The following is a 14,113-nucleotide window of genomic DNA, read 5'->3' as shown; positions in this document are numbered from 1 at the left end:
CGACGGATCCGCGCCGGCGTCGGCGCGGGCTCCCGTGATCATCTCACCCGGCGGTCGCGCCGGATGGGGCGCGGGGCGGGGCGGCCGCGTACTGGGGCGGCTCTCCCAGCAGGGTGATCCCGGGGATGCGCTCCGCGTGCTCGGCCGCGATCGCCCACAGGCGCTGCACCATGAACTGCACGGCGGGGTTCTTCGCGGAGGACCGTCGCACCCACACCTGCAGGCTGCGCCGTGGTGCCGGGGAGCGCAGCGGGAGGACGACGACGCCGGGCGGCGGGTTCTGCTCCAGGAGCGAGGGCTGCACGCTGACGAAGCCCCCGGAGGCGATGAAGCCCAGCACGGCGGAGTAGTCGGGCGGATTGACCTCGACCCTGGGTGTGAACCCGGCGGCGTGGCAGGCCGAGAGGATCCGAGCGAACCAGGTGGAGTCCAGGGGGTCGTCCGTCGCCCACGGGATCTCGGCGAGATCCGCGAGGGCCACGCTCTCGCGCGAGGCGAGCGGGTGGCTCGAGGGCACGAGGGCCACGTACGACTCCTCGAGGAGGTCGCAGAGCTGCCAGTCGGTGCCGGGCTCTGCGTCGATGTCGTCGGCGATCAGCACGTCGCCGCGCAGATCGAGCTCGCTCACCGAGCAGTCGCGGTGCAGGAGGGTGAGGGAGAGGTCGGGGAACGCCTCGCGCACGTCCTGCGCGAGGCGCGGGACCCAGGTGGCGGCGACCGAGGTCATGTAGGCGAAGGTGAGGGTCCCGGAGCGTCCGTCCCGCAGGTTCGCGGCCAGGCGCTGCACGTCGTCGAGGGCGTCCAGTGCGGTGCCCGCGGCCCGCGCGATCTCCGCGCCCGCAGGGGTGATCTCGATGCCGCGACCGGAGCGCTCCACCAGGTCGACGCCGGTCTCCCGGCGCAGCGCGGAGAGCTGCTGGCTCACGGCCGACGGCGTGTATCCGAGCGCCTCGGCGCTCGCGCGGATGCTGCCGGTCGCGGCGACGGAGCGCAGCACGCGCAGTTTCACGGGATCGAGCATGCGGCCACCCTACGACCGATCAGCAGCGCTGAACAATGGGGTAGGAATGTTCGCTTGTCCTTCCGGATGGGTGGTCGCAGGATCGACGCATGAGCACCTTCGTCATGGGCATCGCCCTCATCCTCCTCATCGCCGCCGTCTCCGTCGCGCTGGGGGCCGCGATCCGCGTGGTCCTCGGACTCCTCCTCCCCGCTCCTCCGCCCGACGACGACCCCCGCTGGGTGCGGCGCGCCGATCCGACGCCGCGCACGCCGACCGAGGCCTTCGAGCGCGAGAACGCTGCGATCGCCCGCACCCTCGCCCCCGACGCGACCGTCCCGATCGCCCGTCTCGCCCGGGATGACGAGCCGGCGTCACCTCCCGAGCCGGACGTCTCGCGCGACCAGGATCCCGTCGGCCGCGCGATCGACCGCATCGCCGTGCGCTTCTGACGGCCGCGGCGGCCAGGCTCATTTCCTGCCGGAACGCCCGCCCTCGATCTCGCCCGTGCGCTGCTCGCGTCCGATGCGCAGCAGCACGGCGGCCCAGGACCGCAAGGGCCGCCATGCGGAGCTCACCGTGGCGAGGTCGGCGCCCTCGCCGTAGCGCTCGGTGATCTCCTGCGCGAGGCGCCGCTGGTTGCGGGGGAGGGCGTCGGGGGCGTTCGCGCCGCGGATCACCACGAGCTCGGCGGCGAACGGGCCCAGGCCCAGGATGCCCTGCACCTCGGCGAAGGCGTCGTCCGGGTCGAGTCCTCGAAGGTGCTCGCCGTCGACGGTTCCCTCGAGCGCGGCGCGGGCGACGGCCCGCAGGTACTCGGCCTTGCGGCCGGGCAGGTCGAGATCCGCCTCGAGCAGCGCGCCCGGGGCGGGGAAGGCGCCGTCCTCGCCGAGGTCCGCTGTGAGGCGTTCGCGCAGGGAGGCCGCCTGGGTGATGCGGATGCGCTGGGAGAGCACGGCCCATGCGGCCGCCTCGTAGGGGGAGTGGAAGCCGCACGGGCGCAGGCCCGGCAGCTCGCGCTGCAGCTCTCCGATCACGGGATCGTGCTCACCGGCCGCCGGCCACGAGGCGGCGTCGACGTCGAGCGAGAGGAAGCGCGCGACCTGCGCGATCGCCGCCTCGGGGTCCTTCGGAGCGGTGCCGTCCGTGCGGCCGACGGTGATCCGGGCGGTCGACCCGTCCTGCGTGACCTGCGCCCGCAGCGGCTCCCACGTGCGCTCGGCGCGGAACACGGTGGTCAGCGGCCCTTCCTGGGAGGGAAGCCGCTGCGGGGCGAACCCCTCCCAGAAGCGGCGGCTCGTGGTGAGCGACCAGGGTCCGCGGACCTCGAGGTCATGCGTGACGGGTTTGCCGGCCGCCATCACGCGGGGTCCTCCGCGGTGTGGGCGGTGAGTGCGTACCCCTCGGGGCCGACGAAGGTCAGGGTCCGGCCGAAGGGCGAGTCGGCGACGGGGCCGAGCACCTCGACGCCCGCGCCGACGAGGTGCTCGTGCAGGGCATCGGCGTCCTCGACCGCGAGCCACAGGGCGACCCCGGTGCCGGGCCTCGGGCTCGCCGCGGCGAGGTCGACGCCGGGCAGCGGCTCGCGCACCGCGAAGGGGATCGGGGGGGTCACGAAGACGACGGCGCCCGGAGGGGACGCCGGCGCGCGGCGCAGACCGAGGTGCTCCTCGAAGAAGGTCGCGGCGGCGTCGAGGTCGCGCACCTGCAGGGCGATGAAGTCGGGACCGAGGGCGGTCATGGCGGTTCCTTCCGATCAATATCAGGACACTGACATCAAACGCGCACCGAGTGTGTATGTCAAGATATTGATATGAGTGGATCCGAAACGCGCGGCACCGTCACCGATGCCGGTTCGAGCGATGGTGGAGCGGAGGCCGCCGGAGCAGGCCGCGTCGGGGCGCCGGAGGCGCCGATCACGGCTCCCGGCGACCTCGGGCATCGCATCGGTTACCTGCTCAAGCGCGCGCAGGGCGCCCTGCACTCCCGGATGGATGCACGACTGCGGCCGCTCGGTCTCACGGTGCCCCAGTACGTGTGCCTCGAGAACCTCCGACAGCGCCCCGGGCAGACCAACGCAGAACTCGCCCGCGCCGGCTTCGTCTCCGCGCAGTCGATGAACGCCGTGGTCAAAGGCCTGCAGTCCCGCGGACTCATCACTCGTCCGGACACCGCGCCGAGCGGTCGACGCCTGCCCATCGAGATCACCTGCGAGGGGATCGCCCTGCTCGACGCGGCCGATGCGCACGTGCGCGGCATCGAGGCGCAGATGCTCGACGCGCTCGACGGCGAGGGCGCCGAGGCCATGCTCGACGGTCTCGGCGCCCTCATCCGGACTCTCGACGAGGACTGATCCGGCAGTCCTCTGCCCGCTCAGCCCTCGCCGCCCCCGAACCGTGCCGGCGGCAGCGGCGGAGCCACGGCCGCGGGCGTCTGCTCGAGCGTGGCCAGGGCCTCCTCGATGCCGCGGCTGAGCTGCGGGTCCTTGCCCGCGAGCCACTCGTTGGGCGGGAACGGCACCTCGATGTCGGGGTCCACGCCGTAGTTCTCGATGGTCCAGTCCACGCCCGCGAACCAGCTCGCGTACTTCGGCTCGGTGACGCCCGTGCCGTCGACCAGGTCGAAGCGACCGTCGATGCCGATCACGCCGCCCCAGGTGCGGGTGCCGATGAGCGGGCCGATCTTCATGGACTTCGCGACCGCGCCCACGATGTCGCCGTCGGACCCGGCCTCCTGGTTCGTCACGAACACGACCGGTCCTCGCGGCGCGAACGCCGGGTAGGTCGAGGGCTGCTCGCCGCGCGGATAGTCCCAGGAGACGACCCTGCGGGCCAGACGGTCGGTGACCAGCTGCGAGGTGTGGCCGCCGCTGTTGTAGCGCACGTCCACGACCAGGCCCTCCTTCGCGGAGGCGTCCCGCAGGTCGCGGTGCATCTGCGCCCAGCCGCTCGAGACCATGTCGGGGATGTGCAGGTAGCCCAGGCGGCCGTCGGAGTGCTCGGCGACGAAGGCCCGTCGCGAGGCCACCCAGTCCTGGTAGCGCAGCTGCGACTCGTCGGCGAGCGGCGTGACGACCACGCGGCGGCGCTCGCCGTCGCGCTCGAGGACGATCTCGGTGGGCTTCTCCGCGCACCCCGCGAGCAGCGGCCCGACGCCCGCGCCCGCGTCCACCGCGCGCCCGCCGATCTGCACGACCGCATCGCCCTCCCGGGCCGCGACGCCCGGTGCGAGCAGCGGGGAGCGCGCGTCGGGGTCCGAGGACTCCCCGCGCAGGATCCGCGCGATGACGAGGCGCGCGACGGAGCCGTCGGCCGACCCGCCCTCGATCCGGAAGTCCGCGCCGAGCAGGCCCGGTGCGCCCTCGGTCTCGCGATCGCCGGGCGCCGGCATCACATAGGCGTGGCTCGTGCCGAGCTCGGCGACGACCTCCCACATCATGTCCGCGAAGTCGTCGGCCGTGACCAGGCGATCCACGACCTCGTCGTACCACGAGACCATCGCGTGCCAGTCCTGCCCGTCCATGTCCGCGCGCCAGTACTGCTGCGCCATGATCCGGTAGTTGTCCCAGAGCATGCCGCGGCGCTCGAGCACCGGGTCGACGCGCAGCGTCAGACGCCCCAGGTCGATCGTGATGCGGGCGGGATCCTCGTCCTCGACCTTGCGGTCCGCGGGGATCTGCACGAACGCCTCGCCCTGCCGCGTGACCAGCTGCTTCCCGTCGCCCGAGACCCACACCTGGTCCACACCCTCGGCGAGCACGGTGACCTTGTGGTCGGTGAAGGCCCACAGCTCGAGCGTGGGCTTCGGCGCCTCGTCCTCGAGGCCCGCACGGGTCGTGCCCAGCACGCCCTCGGCCGGGTGGCGCAGCCAGATCACGCCGCCCGCGACGGCCTGCAGGTCCGTGAAGTGCCCGGAGGGGACGGGGAACGGGACGACCCGCTCCTCCGCCGCGTCGAGGTCGATGGTGGTCTGCGGCGGGCGCTCGGCGTCCTGCGCGCCCGCGGCGCTCGACGCGGTCGCCGGCGCGGACAGATCCGCCGGCGAGGGGGCGCCGCGATGGGTGTTGGTGCGTGCGCTCCCGGAGGCGGGATCGGCCGACGGCGAGGCCGGGCTCGACCCGGTCCCGGTGCCGCCGTGCCCCTCGCCGCCCGACTCGCCGGGCTTCTCCTCGCCGCCGGGGAGCCAGCCGTCGGCGTCGGGCCCGAAGGGGTCGCGGGTGGTCCGCTCGAGCGGCAGCAGGAACGGGCGCTGGGAGTCGACGAAACCGAGGTCGAAGACGATGTCGTCGTACTGGGTCTCGAACGTGCGGGCGGAGACGAACGCGAGGTGCTTGCCGTCGGCCGTGAAGGTCGGCGAGGACTCGAGGAAGCGTCCGCTGGTCAGCGCGCGTCCCGTCGGCTCCGGGTCCGCGACCTCGGAGACCATGAGCTGGGAGGCGAACTCGCTGCGCGGCTGCGCCCAGGTGAGGAACCGCGAGTCCGGCGACCAGGCGAGGTCGCTGATCTCGCCGTGATGCGACGTTCCCACCTCGCGCACCGAGTCCAGACGCGGGACGTCAGGGTGGTCCTCGGCGGTGCTCGCATCCTTCCCGCTGGTGCCGGCCGGGTCGAGGATGCCGCGCAGGGTCACCACCCGCACCACGTAGTCGTGGGTGGCGATCGCGATGCGGGTGCCGTCCGGCGAGGGGACGGCGTGGAGGATGCGGCCGACGGAGCCGAGGTCGAGCGTGATCTGCTCGCCCTCGGCGTCGAGGCGGCGCAGGGCGAGGGCGTCGGAGCCCGTGCGGCCCGTGAAGGCGTCGGGGTCGGTGCGGTCGCCCTGGGCGAGCTCATCGGTGACGATCACGGCGAACGGGGAGCGCCCCAGGGGCGTCGCCTCCCGGAAGCGCAGTCCGCACGAGCCCGCGAGCAGGCGCGAGGGCCCGCCGCGATGGGTGAGGACGTGCGCGGAGCCGCGCCACTCGACCACGCTCGCGCGGGCGTCGAAGGTGGGGCGCATGGCCAGCAGGTTCTTGTGCGGGTCGGCCGCGCGCATGCGGCGGGCGGAGCCCACGCCCGCGACGATCACAGGAATCTCGCGCGGCGCGGCGTCGGGCCCGTCCATCGCGAACAGACGGCCGCGGGAGGAGAAGACGATCGAGGCGCCGTCGGACGCCGGATCGCGCAGATACCCGTCCTCGCTGGTCAGGTGCGTGTGTGCACGCAGATCGGAGCCGTCCAGGGCGACCGACCACAGGTTGCCGGTGGCCCGGTCGGTGATCGCGGCGCCCTCGCCCGGGGTGTCCGAGGCGAACAGCAGCCGGTCGCCGACGAACGCCAGGCGCGTCTTGTTCGCCAGCAGGTCGTCGCGCAGCGGCTCCCACGAGCGCGCGGCATGGGCCTCGTGCGGGGCGTCGATGGGGAGGTCCTCGCGGGTGATCCACAGCCGAGCCGCGGTGCCGCCCTGGTAGTGCTTCCAGGTGACCGGCTCCTTGCGCCACATGGTCGCGACGACGGTGGTCCCGGTGCCCTCGTGCACCGCGACCTCGCTCGCGCGCCCGAAGGGCAGCAGCTCTACACGGCCCTCGGCGTCCAGCGCCCACAGCTGCGCATCGCGCGAGGAGAGCGTGGCGCCGTGGCCGCTGGTGACGATGATGCGGCCGTCCGGCAGCCAGCCCGCGACGCGGGTGTGCCGGTTCGCCCACCAGGTGAGGCGGCGCGCGGCGCCCGTGCCGTCGATCGGGACCAGGTGGACCTCCGGGCTGCCGGTCGCGCGCGAGGTGAAGGCGACCTGCGTGCCGTCCGGCGAGATCCGCGGGTAGGCGACGGGCGCGGAGTCCTCGCTCAGTCGCCAGGCGTGGCCGCCGGAGAGCGGGGCCGCCCAGACGGCGTCGGCCGCGGTGAAGACGATGCGATCGCCGCGGACATCGGGGTAGCGCAGGTACGCGCTGCCGGGTGCGGTGGGGCTCGTCGAGGAGGGCGTCGAGGGCGAATCGGTGGGCACGTCAGTGGGCGTCGATGGCATGCGATCCACACTAGGCCGCGATGCGCGGGGTGGGGAGGGGGTTTTCGGGCCGGGTGGGTGGCGGCGGATCGCGTGGGGGCCGGGGCGCGTGTCCTGGCAGTTGGCGGGAGCTGGTGGCGGCGTCGGTGCTGGCGCTGGTGCCAGCGCTGGCGCGGGCAATTGTCGCCGACCGGTGTATAGCGGACCTCTCTGCCCATATAGGCAGAGAGGTCCGCTATATGCCGGTGCGTGACCCACGCAGGGGCATCAGGGTGTGGTGGTGCTTCCGCGCGCGCAGCGAGAGATCGGGGAACCGACGACGGGGCCGAGGGTTCGGCACACATCTGCGTCCAGGGATCCGGCTCCCCGCCGCCGCGTTCTCGCTACGGTGGAGAACATGCGTGGAGATATGCGACGGGCGTCCGGAGGCATCACCGCGGTGATCATCATCGTGACGTTGGTCCTCGCCTACAACGCGCACTGGGCGGCGAACGTGAAGGTGACGGTCACGGCGGTCGGCCTGCTGATCGCCCTGGTGGTGCGCGATCGGCTCGTGGTGCGCGAGTACCGCGTGGACCACGGGCTGGATACCCGTACGGGCGAGCCGGAGGTCCTCGGCTACGACAACGAGGAGCGGGCCGACGACGGTCGCGGCGCGGCCTGAGCCGCGCCGCCCCTCACTCGTCGGCCCGTCGTCGACCGAGCCTTCTCAGCCCTCGCGCTGCGCCTTCGCGAGGTTCGCGCGCAGCTGCTCGGCGTTCTGGCGCACCACGTACGCGGGACGGTCGCGCTCGACCCGCCACGACTCGCTGAGCGGACTCACGTCGACCGCGTCGAATCCGAACTCGTCGTACAGCTTCGTCGCGAACTCGAGCGCCTCGGGATCATCGCTCGAGACCGCGAGCGCCCGACGGTCCGGCGTGCCCGCCGGGGCGACGTCGGTCGTGATGTCGGCCGCCGGGATGTGGTTGAACGCCTTGACGACCTTCGAGGTCGGCAGGTGTTCCTGGAGCAGCTGCGAGGTGGTGGTCTCGCCCGCGTCCAGCGCCGGGATCTGCCCGTCGCGACCGGGGTAGTAGTTGTTCGTGTCCAGGACGATCTTCCCGGCGAGGGGCTCGACGGGGATCCGGTCGATCGCCTTCAGGGGGACGGTCACGACGACCACGTCGCCCGCCTCGCCCGCCTCCGTCGCGGTCGCGGCGCGCGCGTCGTCACCGAGCTCGGAGACGAGGTCCGCGAGCGTCTCGGGTCCCCGCGAGTTCGCGATGACCACGTCGTATCCCGCCGTCAGGGCCGCACGTGCGACCTGGCTGCCGATGTTGCCTGCGCCGATGATTCCGATGGTTGTCATGCGTGGTGCAACGCGTGATGGGCCGAGGTGTTCCCGCCGCGTGCGGATGTGACGGCGTGTGTCGACGGAGCCGGACGGGAGGGACGTGGCACGGAACGGGAGCGGTGGGATCGTCGTGCTCTGAACGGTCAGTCGACCGTCCGTCGGCCCCCGGAGTGGATGTGCACGTGCAGATGCTTCGAGTCCTGGTACGCCCCGAGATTCGTGGTGACGGTGGCCGCGCCGTGTTCCTGCTCGACCCCGCGCGCCACCTCCTTCACGGCCGCCAACAGGGCCGCCAGGTCCTCGCCATCGTCCGGAGAAGTGTCCGTGAGCGAGGGGGTGTGCGACTTCGGGACCACCACGATGTGTACCTCCCAGAACGGGCAGGTGTGGTGGAACGCGAGCGCGCGCTGGTTCTCGAGCACGACGTCGAGGAGGTCAGGGTGAGGAATGGCGACGTCGCAGTAGAAGTCGCTCCCGGAATACGAAGCCATACGGTCATCATGGCCGACGGTCCGCGCGGGAGGATCTGCGGAGTGCATTCCGCTCGTCTTCGCGGGGCGTGCACCGGCTTTGTCATCTGAGTGTTCGCATGCGGGACGCGGTCCAGGCGGCAGCGAGGCCGAGCGAGGCGACGGGTACGACCAGCAGGCCTAGCGGGCTCAGGGCGTCGGAGAGCTGGCCGGCCAGAGCGCTCCCGGCAGCGGCAGAGATCAGGCTGACGGCGACGAGCTGCGAGTAGCCGCGTGCCACCGCGTCCGCCGTGGAGACCACATCGAGCAGCGCGGACTTCGCGAGCGTGGCGGGTGCAGTCGACGCGCCCAGGATCATCATCGCCAGAACCAGGAGTCCAGGAGACGCTGCGCTGAGCAGGACGAGCAGCGCGGAGAACGCAGATCCGGCCAGGGCCAGGGGCAGGATCATTCGGCGATGAGTCGGAATGGGCCTTGCGCCGATGATCAGTGCGGTGAGCACCTCGCCGCACGCGAGCGCCGCGAAGCCCACGCCGACGAGAACTGGCCTGCCCGCGGAGTCCATTGCCGCGGGGACGGCGACGCCCGTGGCGCCGACGGCGATGCCGCCCAGCGCTTCTGCGCACAGGATCGTCAGCATGCCGGGTGACAACCGTGATCGTCGGGCCGCGCGACGCTCCGGGTCGACTCGTCGCGCCCGTGGGGGCTCCACATCCGCAGCCGAGGTGTCCGGACCGCGCCTCTCGTCGCGCGGGAGAGCGAAGACGAGGACCGCAGCGAGGATCGCGGTCGCCGAGAGGGCGAGGGCCAGCACGGGCCCGTGCAGCAGGAGTGCGAGCGACAGCAGCAGCGGTCCGACGGCGACCGCCGTCTGGAACAGTGCGGCGAGCAGTGCGTAGGAGGCGCTGCGCTCCGTGGGCTCGGCGAACGCGAGCGGAAGCCATGCGCGCGCGGCCGCGGTGATCGCCGGGACGCACGTCCCGCCGGTCAACGCCAGGACCCCGAGGGCCCAGAGCGGCCCTTCGAGAACGCCCACCGTGGTGAACATAGCCAGGGCTACGGCGCACGAGGTCCCTGTGACGAGGAGCAGCCCGCGTTCGCCTCGGCGCTCCATGAGTGCACCTTGGACGGTCAGGCCGATCGCGTTGCCGAGCCCGAACAGGGCGCTGACCGTGCCCGCTGCGCGCAGCGATCCTGTCCATTCCTGCACGCTGAGGATGATCGTCAGCGACAGCATCCCCAGAGGAAGCGCGCTGAGCAGGAGGGCAAGCAACCGGCGTGCGGCCCCTGGCGTGCGCAGGATCGTGGAATACGGGTTCGGCATGGCATGCCTCCGGAGAGGATGCCCACCCACCCGGGAGCCGAACTCCCTTGACGAACGGCGCGCCGGTCGGCTGCCGCGATACGGGGATCGTACGGCTGATCGCTCCACGCTGCACCCGGTGCGGCGTGTCCATGCGCCCTCAGGCCCGGTACTCCACCACCACCGGCGCATGGTCCGACAGCCGCGTCCCCGCCACCTCCCGGTCCACGGCCGCCCAGCGTGCGCTGCGAGCGAGCCGCGGGGTGGCCAGGTGGTAGTCGATGCGCCACCCCGCGTCCTTCGCGAACGACTGTCCGAGCCAGGACCACCACGAGTACGGGCCGTCCTCCTCGGGATGCAGCGAGCGCACGACGTCGACGAGCGTCCGCGGACCGAGCTGCTGCCCGAACCACTCCCGCTCCTCGGGCAGGAAGCCATCGTTCTGCTGATTGCGGCGCCACGCCGCGAGGTCTCTGCGGGTGTGGGCGATGTTCATGTCGCCCATCAGCAGGTACTCGCGGCCGGCCGCCGCGGCGGCGCGACGGGTCCGCGTGAGGTAGGTCGAGAAGGCGGCCATGAACGCCATCTTGCGCGCGTACCGGGCGCCGCCGTCGGGCGCCTCGCGCATCCTCTCGGGCCGCTGCAGCTCGGCCGGCAGACCGCCCTTGGGAAGGTAGAGGCTCGCGATCGTCACCGGAGCATCGGCGAGGTCGACCTCGATGTATCGTCCCTGCTCGGCGAAGGGTCGCAGACCCCGCGGGAGGACGACGCGGTCTGCTGCGGGGACCTCGGTGAGAAGGGGCGTCTCGCCCTGTGCGCTCGGCTCCTCATCCGATGCCGAGGGCCCCTCACCGGATGCCGGGGGCTCTGCACCGGATGCCGACGGTCCCGCCAGGAGCGCGGCGCCGCTCCACGTGCGCACGGCCGCGGGCGGCTGCCGCGTCAGCACCGCGACGCCGTTGCGCCCGGGGACGCTCCCGGTGTCGAGGGCCGCGTGACACTCGCCGAAGGCACCGGCGGGCAGCTTGTCGGCCTGGGCCCGCACCTCCTGCAGCGCGATCACGTCGCATCCGCGCTCGTGCAGCCAGTCCCCGAAGCCGCGGCGCAGGGTCGCGCGGATGCCGTTGATGTTCACGGTCGCGATGCGAAGCGACGTGCCCGCACCGCCGAAGGTGACCGGGCCGGTCATCGCAGCACCTGTCGCGCGGCCTCGATCCTCCGCGCGCACCCCGGAGCCAGCCCGCCCGGCAGGGAGTCGATGGGGAACCAGCGCACGTCGCGGCTCTCCTCGCTCACCACGATCCGGGCCGACGGCTCCGCGACCGCGGTGAAGCCGATGTCCCAGTGGGCGCGGCACTTGAAGGCGCCGGCCAGCTCGTGGCGGTCCAGATCGGTGATCGAGGGCGTGGCGAGGGCGAGGTCCTCGAGTCCGGACTCCTCGCGCGCCTCGCGCAGGGCCGCGTCGGCGAGGGTCGCGTCCTCCCGTTCGAGGTGCCCGCCGACCTGCACCCAGAAGCCGCCCTTGCGGTGGAAGCACAGCAGCACCTGCGCGCCGTCGGGCGAGAACACGAAGGTCGAGGCCGTCAGGTGCTCGGGCGCGAGCCCCTTCCACAGCGCCGCCTCGCCGTGGCCGCGGACGAAGGCGAGATAGGCGTCGCGGTTGCCGAGGGCGGGAGCGGCCTCGAGGGCCCGCAGGACGTCGGCGAGCATCGGGTCATCGGAGTCGGAGTGCACCCCATGATTGTCCCCGTTCGGCCGGCTCTCCCGGACGCCAGCTCCGTGCGCCTGCGCGCTCAGAGCTCCGTCTTGCCGGAGACGCCGGGGCCCTCGTCCCCGCTGAGCTTCGCGACCAGCATCTTCGCGGCGGCGACCGGGCGCGGTCCGGGGATTCCCCAGTACTGCGCGGACTCGCCGCGGACCTTCACGAGCCCCAGGTCGGGATCGTCGGCGCCCTGCGGGAAGTAGGCCTCCAGCTGGTCGTCCCACAGCTCCTCGACCTTGGCCCGGTCATCGACGAACTCGGCGGCGCCGGCCACGGACAGCCAGCTGCCCGTCTCCGCGAACGCGAGGTTGACCTGCGGGTTCCCCTGCAGGGCGGTGCCCTGCTCGCCGCTGCGGCCGACGAAGAACCACACGCTCGCGTCGTCCTCGACGCGCATGGGCGTCATGGGATGGGAGACGATCTTGCCGTCGAGCACCGTGGAGAGCATGACGAAGCGCTGCTCCCGCATGATCTCGACGGTCCTGTCCTGGGTGAGCTCCTCGGGATGCGGCATGTCTTCTCCTTCGATCGCTCGGTGCGCTCGGTGAGCGCGGGCGGACGATGCGTCCACCGGGCTCGCGACACTACGCGCCCGATCCGACGGAGGACAGGACGGCCGACGGGGAGAGGGCGCATGCTTGCCCCGTGGACCTCTCCTTCGACACCACGACGATCTCCTGGCGCGGCCCCGCGCCGTTCGTCTTCGCGCGCGTGCCCGAGGACGAGTCCGACGCGATCGCCGAGGTCGCCTCGCTGGTCACCTACGGGTGGGGCGCGATCCCGGTGACCGCGCGCATCGAGGGCATCGAGTTCACGACCTCGCTGTTCCCGCGCGAGGGGGCCTACCTCGTGCCCGTGAAGGTCGCCGTGCAGCGGGCGACGGGCGTGGGCGTCGGGGACGACGTGCACGTCGAGCTGCACCTGGAGGTGCGGGACTGAGCGGCTCCGGGTGCCCGAGGAGCCTCGAGCGCCCGTCCCGCCATCGCCCCGCTGCGGCTACGATGCCAGCGTCCCGGACCCTTCCGAGAGGTGCATCGATGCTGAACACGACTCCGGCGCGCATGCTGAGCGAGATCGTGCAGAACGGGCCGGACCACCGTGCCGCGCTGGCGAGGACCCTGGGCGTCTCGCGCACCGCCATCTCGAACGCCGTGCAGGGACTCGAGTCCGCCGGGCTGGTCGAGGTGCCCGTGAGGGCGGAGGACAGGCTCACCCTCAAGGACGCCGTCCGCCTGACCCGGGACTTCGGCGTCGCCGGGTCGGTGGTCATGGCGTCGGGCTCCGTCTCCGTCGGCGTGGGGACCTTCGACGGCAGCCTGCTCGCCCAGCGCACCACCGCCATCGACGCGGAGACGGGGGGAGCGGAGCGGCTCGCGCTCGCCGTCGAGGGGATCGCGGAGACGATGAGGAGCGCCGCCCCCGATGCGCAGCTGCGTGCGGTCCACCTCGCCGTCAACACGCAGAGCGACCGCCGCACCGGCGAGGTCCTCGGCGGGCTCGCCTCGCGGCAGTGGTCCGGAGTGAATCCCAAGGTCGAGCTCGAGCGTGCGCTCGGGACCTCCGTGAGCGTCGAGAACACGGCGAGGCTGCTCGCGCTCACGGAGAGGATCCATCGCTCGGAGCGAGCCGCCGAGGACCTCGTCTACGTCCATCTCTCGCGGGGCATCTCCCTGGGGCACGTCGTGGACGGGGTGATCATCCCCGGGGTGCGCGGCGGCGCCGGCGAGTTCGGCCACCTGAGCATCGACAGGGACGGGCTGCCCTGCGAGTGCGGGTCACGGGGATGCCTGATGCAGTACGCCGGATCACGCGTCCTCGCCGCGTCGGCGCAGCGGATCCTCGGGCCCGAGGCCGGAGCCCAGGATCTGTACGAGGCCGCGGCGCGCGGCGGGGGAGAAGCGCGGGACGCGGTGGTCGCCGCAGCCCGCGCGGTGGGAACGGCCCTCGCCGGCATCTGCAATCTGCTGGGCCCCGGCATGGTCGTGATCGGCGGCGATCTCCTGCCCGCCGAGGACCTCGTGCTCGAGACCATCGCGGAGGAGGTGCGCGAGCGCGCACTGCCGATGGCGGGCGACAGCCTGGAGATCGTGGGGGCCCGGGCCTCGCGCGGCGCCGCCGCCGTGCTCGAGGCCGGATTGGGGAGCCTGCGCTGGGACCCCGAGGTGCGGGAACGGACCGTCGAGGAGGCGCTGGGCACGGCCGCCTGACCCCCATCATCACGAGAGTGTCACGATAGTTGACAGTATGCGAGAGGTGATCG

Annotated in this window: 15 protein-coding genes; 5 read left to right on the top strand and 10 right to left on the bottom strand. The window is 72.7% G+C overall.

Going from position 1 to position 14,113, the window contains the following annotated elements; genetic code table 11:
- Positions 1-43: 43 nt before the first annotated feature.
- The gene (locus M4486_RS13610) at positions 44-1,021 is read right to left on the bottom strand and encodes a LysR family transcriptional regulator (protein ID WP_249477787.1); all 978 of its coding nucleotides are present in this window, start codon (positions 1,019-1,021) and stop codon (positions 44-46) included.
- Positions 1,022-1,110: 89 nt separating this feature from the next.
- On the opposite strand from M4486_RS13610, the gene M4486_RS13605 reads away from it, so the two are divergent.
- Entirely contained in the window at positions 1,111-1,452 is a 342-nt protein-coding gene (locus tag M4486_RS13605) for a hypothetical protein (RefSeq protein WP_249477786.1), read from the top strand.
- 18 nt (positions 1,453-1,470) lie between these two features.
- On the opposite strand, the gene M4486_RS13600 is transcribed toward M4486_RS13605, so the two are convergent.
- Both M4486_RS13600 and M4486_RS13595 read right to left on the bottom strand, forming a co-directional pair.
- Positions 1,471-2,361: a DNA-3-methyladenine glycosylase family protein gene (locus tag M4486_RS13600; RefSeq protein ID WP_249477785.1), complete on the bottom strand. Its 891-nt coding sequence runs from the start codon at positions 2,359-2,361 to the stop codon at positions 1,471-1,473.
- Entirely contained in the window at positions 2,361-2,741 is a 381-nt protein-coding gene (locus M4486_RS13595) for a VOC family protein (RefSeq protein WP_249477784.1), read from the bottom strand. Before M4486_RS13595 ends, M4486_RS13600 begins: the two co-directional genes overlap by 1 nt.
- Positions 2,742-2,813: 72 nt before the next feature.
- On the opposite strand from M4486_RS13595, the gene M4486_RS13590 reads away from it, so the two are divergent.
- Positions 2,814-3,353, top strand: a complete 540-nt coding sequence (locus tag M4486_RS13590; protein ID WP_249477783.1) for a MarR family winged helix-turn-helix transcriptional regulator — start codon at positions 2,814-2,816, stop codon at positions 3,351-3,353.
- Between the two features lie 20 nt (positions 3,354-3,373).
- Here the strand turns inward: M4486_RS13590 and M4486_RS13585 are convergent, their stop codons facing one another.
- The gene (locus M4486_RS13585; protein ID WP_249477782.1) at positions 3,374-7,003 is read right to left on the bottom strand and encodes a S41 family peptidase; all 3,630 of its coding nucleotides are present in this window, start codon (positions 7,001-7,003) and stop codon (positions 3,374-3,376) included.
- A 376-nt stretch (positions 7,004-7,379) separates the two neighbouring features.
- Between M4486_RS13585 and M4486_RS13580 the strand changes: the two genes are divergently transcribed.
- Positions 7,380-7,646: a hypothetical protein gene (locus tag M4486_RS13580; RefSeq protein WP_249477781.1), complete on the top strand. Its 267-nt coding sequence runs from the start codon at positions 7,380-7,382 to the stop codon at positions 7,644-7,646.
- A gap of 45 nt (positions 7,647-7,691) precedes the next feature.
- On the opposite strand, the gene M4486_RS13575 is transcribed toward M4486_RS13580, so the two are convergent.
- From M4486_RS13575 to M4486_RS13550, 6 genes are all read right to left on the bottom strand, one after another.
- Complete coding sequence (locus M4486_RS13575; protein ID WP_249477780.1) at positions 7,692-8,333, bottom strand: NADPH-dependent F420 reductase; 642 nt, start codon at positions 8,331-8,333, stop codon at positions 7,692-7,694.
- 128 nt (positions 8,334-8,461) lie between these two features.
- Positions 8,462-8,809, bottom strand: coding sequence for an HIT family protein (locus M4486_RS13570; RefSeq protein WP_249477779.1), 348 nt, complete (start codon positions 8,807-8,809; stop codon positions 8,462-8,464).
- Positions 8,810-8,891: 82 nt separating this feature from the next.
- Positions 8,892-10,112 carry an MFS transporter gene (locus tag M4486_RS13565; RefSeq protein WP_249477778.1) on the bottom strand — a complete coding sequence of 407 codons (1,221 nt, stop codon included), beginning with the start codon at positions 10,110-10,112 and terminating at the stop codon, positions 8,892-8,894.
- Between the two features lie 139 nt (positions 10,113-10,251).
- Entirely contained in the window at positions 10,252-11,280 is a 1,029-nt protein-coding gene (locus M4486_RS13560) for an exodeoxyribonuclease III (protein ID WP_249477777.1), read from the bottom strand.
- Complete coding sequence (locus M4486_RS13555; protein ID WP_249477776.1) at positions 11,277-11,825, bottom strand: NUDIX hydrolase; 549 nt, start codon at positions 11,823-11,825, stop codon at positions 11,277-11,279. Before M4486_RS13555 ends, M4486_RS13560 begins: the two co-directional genes overlap by 4 nt.
- A 59-nt stretch (positions 11,826-11,884) precedes the next feature.
- Positions 11,885-12,367: a pyridoxamine 5'-phosphate oxidase family protein gene (locus tag M4486_RS13550; RefSeq protein ID WP_249477775.1), complete on the bottom strand. Its 483-nt coding sequence runs from the start codon at positions 12,365-12,367 to the stop codon at positions 11,885-11,887.
- Between the two features lie 131 nt (positions 12,368-12,498).
- Here M4486_RS13550 and M4486_RS13545 point away from each other — a divergent pair, with 131 nt between their 5' ends.
- Positions 12,499-12,792 carry a DUF1905 domain-containing protein gene (locus M4486_RS13545; RefSeq protein WP_249477774.1) on the top strand — a complete coding sequence of 98 codons (294 nt, stop codon included), beginning with the start codon at positions 12,499-12,501 and terminating at the stop codon, positions 12,790-12,792.
- A gap of 98 nt (positions 12,793-12,890) precedes the next feature.
- A complete protein-coding gene (locus M4486_RS13540; protein ID WP_249477773.1) occupies positions 12,891-14,060 on the top strand; it encodes an ROK family transcriptional regulator in 1,170 nt (389 codons plus the stop codon).
- The last annotated feature ends 53 nt before the right edge of the window (positions 14,061-14,113 follow it).

It is taken from the genome of Brachybacterium kimchii, assembly GCF_023373525.1.
Lineage (GTDB): Bacteria > Actinomycetota > Actinomycetes > Actinomycetales > Dermabacteraceae > Brachybacterium > Brachybacterium kimchii.
The sequence above is the reverse complement of the archived record's forward strand: the minus strand, read 5'-3'. Positions and strand labels throughout refer to the sequence as shown.

Bases quoted from the DNA above. Each gene is read 5' to 3' on its own strand.
- M4486_RS13610 (WP_249477787.1), bottom strand. From the start codon at position 1,021: ATGCTCGATCCCGTGAAACTGCGCGTGCTGCGCTCCGTCGCCGCGACC.
- M4486_RS13605 (WP_249477786.1), top strand. From the start codon at position 1,111: ATGAGCACCTTCGTCATGGGCATCGCCCTCATCCTCCTCATCGCCGCC.
- M4486_RS13600 (WP_249477785.1), bottom strand. From the start codon at position 2,361: ATGGCGGCCGGCAAACCCGTCACGCATGACCTCGAGGTCCGCGGACCC.
- M4486_RS13595 (WP_249477784.1), bottom strand. From the start codon at position 2,741: ATGACCGCCCTCGGTCCCGACTTCATCGCCCTGCAGGTGCGCGACCTC.
- M4486_RS13590 (WP_249477783.1), top strand. From the start codon at position 2,814: ATGAGTGGATCCGAAACGCGCGGCACCGTCACCGATGCCGGTTCGAGC.
- M4486_RS13585 (WP_249477782.1), bottom strand. From the start codon at position 7,003: ATGCCATCGACGCCCACTGACGTGCCCACCGATTCGCCCTCGACGCCC.
- M4486_RS13580 (WP_249477781.1), top strand. From the start codon at position 7,380: ATGCGTGGAGATATGCGACGGGCGTCCGGAGGCATCACCGCGGTGATC.
- M4486_RS13575 (WP_249477780.1), bottom strand. From the start codon at position 8,333: ATGACAACCATCGGAATCATCGGCGCAGGCAACATCGGCAGCCAGGTC.
- M4486_RS13570 (WP_249477779.1), bottom strand. From the start codon at position 8,809: ATGGCTTCGTATTCCGGGAGCGACTTCTACTGCGACGTCGCCATTCCT.
- M4486_RS13565 (WP_249477778.1), bottom strand. From the start codon at position 10,112: ATGCCGAACCCGTATTCCACGATCCTGCGCACGCCAGGGGCCGCACGC.
- M4486_RS13560 (WP_249477777.1), bottom strand. From the start codon at position 11,280: ATGACCGGCCCGGTCACCTTCGGCGGTGCGGGCACGTCGCTTCGCATC.
- M4486_RS13550 (WP_249477775.1), bottom strand. From the start codon at position 12,367: ATGCCGCATCCCGAGGAGCTCACCCAGGACAGGACCGTCGAGATCATG.
- M4486_RS13540 (WP_249477773.1), top strand. From the start codon at position 12,891: ATGCTGAACACGACTCCGGCGCGCATGCTGAGCGAGATCGTGCAGAAC.